Origin of the sequence: Psychromonas sp. Urea-02u-13 (genome assembly GCF_002835995.1) — a bacterium.
Taxonomy (GTDB): domain Bacteria; phylum Pseudomonadota; class Gammaproteobacteria; order Enterobacterales; family Psychromonadaceae; genus Psychromonas.
Window position 1 is genome coordinate 1 of the sequence record NZ_PJBZ01000277.1, and the last position, 429, is coordinate 429.

At 40.8% G+C, this 429-nt stretch carries 1 protein-coding gene; it reads right to left on the reverse strand.

Annotated elements, in window-relative coordinates; genetic code table 11:
* On the reverse strand, window positions 1-429 hold a 429-nt coding region (locus CXF74_RS21715; protein ID WP_157822534.1), incomplete at both ends, for a transposase.

Genomic DNA, 429 nt, shown 5'->3' on the forward strand with positions numbered 1-429 from the left:
ATCCACTTAAAAGCCAGCGATCTAATGATGCTATTATGTGGCTTTCCTTTGCTTTTTTGTTGTTCATAATAGGCTTTAGCCCAGAATGAATAACGTATAGAAAACCCTGCCCATTCAACAAATGTTTGTCTTAAAAATGTCGGGCAACTATAACGCCAATGTGTCCACATCTGCTTACCGCTACGTTCAATTACAGGGGCGATACCTGCGTATTTTTGCAGTTCAGATGCATCATGATAACGATCTCTATTATTGCCAAACGCAACCAGTAGGCGGGGCGCTAATTGCGGACCGGCACCTGGTAAACTATCAAAAATTACTTTGTCGGCCTGTGTTTTGTACGCAGATTTTATAGCTTTATCCAGTTGCTCAATACCTTTTAATAGCACTCTAAACTCTGCGATGAGTACTTCCACTAACATTTGGTTT